Annotated in this window: 3 protein-coding genes; 2 read left to right on the top strand and 1 reads right to left on the bottom strand. The window is 70.7% G+C overall.

Annotation, left to right across the window (positions count from 1 at the left end):
* Positions 1-84: 84 nt before the first annotated feature.
* On the bottom strand, positions 85-2,106 hold the full coding sequence (locus ASF38_RS15430; RefSeq protein ID WP_055967892.1) for an APC family permease: 2,022 nt from the start codon (positions 2,104-2,106) through the stop codon (positions 85-87).
* Between the two features lie 110 nt (positions 2,107-2,216).
* Here ASF38_RS15430 and ASF38_RS15425 point away from each other — a divergent pair, with 110 nt between their 5' ends.
* Both ASF38_RS15425 and ASF38_RS15420 read left to right on the top strand, forming a co-directional pair.
* The gene (locus ASF38_RS15425) at positions 2,217-2,864 is read left to right on the top strand and encodes a TrkA family potassium uptake protein (RefSeq protein ID WP_369797016.1); all 648 of its coding nucleotides are present in this window, start codon (positions 2,217-2,219) and stop codon (positions 2,862-2,864) included.
* Complete coding sequence (locus ASF38_RS15420; protein WP_055967886.1) at positions 2,864-3,526, top strand: TrkA family potassium uptake protein; 663 nt, start codon at positions 2,864-2,866, stop codon at positions 3,524-3,526. The genes ASF38_RS15425 and ASF38_RS15420 overlap by 1 nt, the downstream gene beginning before the upstream one ends.
* Positions 3,527-3,684: the final 158 nt, after the last annotated feature.

Below are 3,684 nucleotides of genomic sequence, written 5' to 3'. Positions count from 1 at the left end.
CGAGAACTGTCCCACGGGGTCCGGAGCCCACCGAAGTCGCACCGTGGGCGACGGGCCCCACCTGGACGATCGGGAGGACCGCGCTCATGCGGGTCCGTCCGGGCCGGGCCGGTCCCCGATGCCGCGGCGCACGTCGCCGGGTGCGCTGCCGATGGTGCTGCGGGGGTCGACGCGGGAGGCGGAGCTCAGCTGGTACGGGACGCTGGTCACCATGACGCCGGGCATGAAGAGCAGGCGTCCCTTGAGGCGCAGCGCGGTCTGGTTGTGCAGCAGCTGCTCCCACCAGTGCCCGACGACGTACTCGGGGATGTAGACGCTGACGATGTCGCGGGGGCTCGCCCGGCGCACCTCCTTGACGTACTTGACCACGGGGCGCACGAGCTCGCGGTAGGGCGACGACACGACGGTGAGCGGGACGGGGATCTGCAGGTCGTCCCACCGCTGGCGCAGCACCTGGGTGTCGTGCGGGTCGAGCTCCACGTAGAGACCCTCGAGGCTGCTCGGCCGCGCCACTCGGGCGTAGGCGATGGCCCGCAGGGTCGGCTTGTGGAGCCGGCCCACGAGGACGACGGCGTGGACGCGCGAGGGAAGGGCGACGTCGGTCTCGTCGATCTCGAGCTCCGCGTTGACCCGCTGGTAGTGCCGGTTGATGCCCACCATGAGGAAGAAGACGATGGTCATGGCGAGGATCGCGATCCAGGCTCCGGCGAGGAACTTGGTGATGAGGACGATCACGAGCACGGTGGCCGTCATGGCCAGGCCGAACCCGTTGACGAGCCGCGAGCGCTTCATCCGGCGCCGCTCGGCGGGGTCCGTCTCGGCGGCGAGGTGCCGGGTCCAGTGCCGGATCATGCCCAGCTGGCTGAGGTTGAACGAGACGAAGACGCCCACGATGTAGAGCTGGATGAGCTTCGTGACCTCGGCGTCGAAGGCGACGATCAGCGCGATCGCGGCGACGGCGAGCAGGACGATGCCGTTGCTGAAGGCCAGCCGGTCCCCGCGGGTGTCGAGCTGGCGCGGCAGGTGTCCGTCGCGCGCGAGGATGGAACCGAGGACGGGGAAGCCGTTGAAGGCGGTGTTCGCCGCCAGCACGAGGATGATGCCGGTGCAGGCGATCGTGAAGTAGAACAGCGGCGCCGCGTCGCTGTAGAGCGCCTTGGCGAGCTGCGCGATGACGGTGTCCTGCTCGAAGCCGTCACCCACCGGTCGGCCGTCGAGCAGCAGCTGGCGGGCCGGGTCCTCGACGTAGCGGATGTGCATGGCGTCGGCCAGCACGATGATGCTCATGAGCATCGTGATCGAGATGGTGCCGAGCAGCAGCAACGTGGTGGCGGCGTTGGCGCTCTTGGGCTTGCGGAAGGCGGGCACGCCGTTGCTGATCGCCTCCACGCCGGTGAGGGCGGCGCATCCGGACGAGAACGCCCGGGCGAGCAGGAACGCCATGGCCAGGCCGGTGAGCGCGGAGTCGTAGGGCGCCTCGGCGGCGATCTCGTACCGGGCGCTCTCGGCCTGGGGCAGGTCACCCAGGAGGTAGCGGACCAGTCCCCAGCAGGCCATCAGGGCGATCGCCAGCATGAACAGGTACGTCGGCACGGCGAACGCGCGGCCGGACTCCTTGGCGCCGCGCAGGTTGAGCGTCATGAGCAGGAGGACGAGCGCCGACGCGGCCAGGGCCTCGTGGCCGACGAGCCACGGCACCGCGGACGTCGCGTTCTGCACCCCCGAGGAGATCGAGACCGCGACGGTGAGCACGTAGTCGACGAGCAGCGCGCTGGCCACCGTGACGCCCGACTTGGGCCCCAGGTTCGTGGTGGCGACCTCGTAGTCACCTCCACCGCTGGGGTAGGCGCGCACGTTCTGGCGGTAGGACGCGACGACGGTGAGCATCACGACGACGACGGCGAGGCCGATCTTCCAGTTGAACGCGTAGGCCGTGATGCCGCCCATCGACAGGGTCAGGAAGATCTCGTCGGGCGCGTACGCCACCGACGACAGGGCGTCGCTGGCGAAGACGGGCAGCGCGATGCGCTTCGGCAGCAGCGTCTCCCCGAGCTGGGTGCTGCGAAGCTTGCGTCCGACGAGCGTCCGCTTGACGGACTCGACCATGCCCACGAGCGACGATCGTAGACCTGTCGGGATCGCTGCGCCGGTCGCCCTGGATGCGGGCTCCGGGCCGGTCCCGACGGGTGTAGCGTCGCCTCGTGCACATCGTCATCATGGGCTGCGGACGCGTCGGCTCGACGCTGACGCGCAGCCTCGAGGAGCGCGGCCACTCCACGGCCGTCATCGACTCCAACCCCGACGCCTTCCGCCGCCTGGGGCCGGACTTCACCGGCACCACCGTGACCGGCATGGGCTTCGACCGCGAGGTCCTGCGTGCGGCCGGCATCGAGCACGCCGACGGCTTCGCCGCGGTCTCGAGCGGCGACAACTCCAACATCATCTCGGCACGGGTCGCGCGTGAGCAGTTCGGCGTCGACAACGTCGTGGCCCGCATCTACGACCCGGGCCGCGCCGAGGTGTACGAGCGCCTCGGCGTCCCCACGGTCGCCACGGTGCCGTGGGCGGCCGACCAGGTCCTGCGTCGTCTCGTCCCGGCGGGGTCGGAGCCCGCGTGGCGCGACCCGTCCGGCCAGCTGCGACTCGACACCCTCTACGCCCCGTTCCCGTGGATCGGTCACGAGGTCTCGAGCCTCGAGGACGCCGCGGGGGTCCGCGTGGCCTACCTGACGCGCCTCGGGTCCGGCCTGGTCGCGAGCGGACGCACGGTGCTGCAGGAGGGCGACCTGCTCGCCGTCTTCATGCGCGAGGGCGACGCCGACCAGGCCCACCGCGTGCTCGAGTCCGGACCTGAGGAGGCCTGATGCGCGTCGCCATCGCGGGAGCCGGTGCCGTCGGCCGTTCCGTCGCGCTCGAGCTCACCGAGAACGGGCACCAGGTGCTCCTGATCGACAAGTCCCCCGGGTCCATCCGGTCCGACCTCGTGCCGAAGGCGCAGTGGCTTCTGGCCGATGCGTGCGAGATGTCCTCCCTCGAGGAGGCCGGGCTGCAGACGTGCGACGTGGTCATCGCCGCGACGGGCGACGACAAGGTCAACCTGGTCGTCTCGCTGCTGGCCAAGACGGAGTTCTCGGTCCCCCGGACCGTCGGTCGCGTCAACCACCCGAGCAACGAGTGGCTGTTCGGCGAGACCTGGGGCGTCGACGTGGCGGTCTCGACCCCGCGGCTCATGTCGGCCCTGGTGGAGGAGGCGGTGTCGGTCGGCGACCTCGTTCGCCTGTTCACCTTCCGCCAGAGCAACACCAGCCTGGTCGAGCTGACGATGCCCGAGGACTCCCCCTTCGCCGGGCGCCTGGTGCGCGACGTCCCGTGGCCACGCGACGTGGTCCTCGTGGCCATCCTGCGCGACAACGCGATCGAGACGCCCGACCCGGAGCGCTCGCTCGAGGCGGGCGACGAGCTCTTGTTCGTCACCGCACCGGACGCGGAGGACGAGATCGGCGCCCTGCTCTCCCCCAAGTCGTGAGTCGCTGCTCGTCCTGAGGCGTCGTGGCTGCGTCGGCGCCTGGGCGTTCGCTCGCGCCTACGTTGCCCGGCCGGGCGTTCACGCACTGCTGCGTCGCAGCCGCTGGGCTTTCACCTGTTGCTGCGTCGCTGTGGCTGCGCGTCGGTGTGGTCTCCGAA

Source organism: Aeromicrobium sp. Leaf272 (assembly GCF_001422865.1).
Classification (GTDB): domain Bacteria; phylum Actinomycetota; class Actinomycetes; order Propionibacteriales; family Nocardioidaceae; genus Aeromicrobium.
This window is presented reverse-complemented; position numbering and strand designations above follow the sequence as displayed.

Bases quoted from the DNA above. Each gene is read 5' to 3' on its own strand.
- ASF38_RS15430 (WP_055967892.1), bottom strand. From the start codon at position 2,106: ATGGTCGAGTCCGTCAAGCGGACGCTCGTCGGACGCAAGCTTCGCAGC.
- ASF38_RS15425 (WP_369797016.1), top strand. From the start codon at position 2,217: ATGGGCTGCGGACGCGTCGGCTCGACGCTGACGCGCAGCCTCGAGGAG.
- ASF38_RS15420 (WP_055967886.1), top strand. From the start codon at position 2,864: ATGCGCGTCGCCATCGCGGGAGCCGGTGCCGTCGGCCGTTCCGTCGCG.